Below are 514 nucleotides of genomic sequence, written 5' to 3' on the forward strand. Positions count from 1 at the left end.
CACGCCTGGTCCACGACGTCCTCTTCGCCCCCGACCCCCGGCAAAGACTCGCCCTGTGGCTGAACCAAGCCGGCGCCGCGGGCCGCGCCGCCCAGGCCTTCAACGGCTTCCCCACCCCCGACACACTCCTCGAACAGGCCCGCCTCCTCGACCAGGCCCTGGCCCTCAACCCCCTGCCCGAACCCCTCATCGCCCACCGCGGCCTGGACCACATCGGGTTCATGGCCGGACACGACCCCGACGACCTCCAAACACTGGTGGGAACGACCCAAACCGAACCGGGCTACCTGTCCACCTCCCTGGGCGCAAACGCCCACCTGCCCAACTGGAACCACCGGATGCCCATCGAGCTCCACCTCGCCCTGCCCACAGGAACACACGGCCTCTGGCCCGGACGCCACAGCCGCGTCCCCGCCCAGAGAGAACTGATCCTCCCGCGCGGCACCCGCTACCGCATCAAACGCGCCGCCATCAACTCCGAGGGCATCCTCCACCTACACGCCGACGTCCTCCC

General features: G+C 70.0%; 1 protein-coding gene. It reads left to right on the forward strand.

Going from position 1 to position 514, the window contains the following annotated elements; all coding sequences use genetic code 11:
- The coding region (locus tag ACFHWE_RS23675; RefSeq protein WP_416604088.1) for an ADP-ribosyltransferase at nucleotides 1–514 on the forward strand (514 nt) is incomplete at both ends.

Source organism: Nocardiopsis sp. LOL_012 (assembly GCF_048060475.1).
Lineage (GTDB): Bacteria > Actinomycetota > Actinomycetes > Streptosporangiales > Streptosporangiaceae > Nocardiopsis.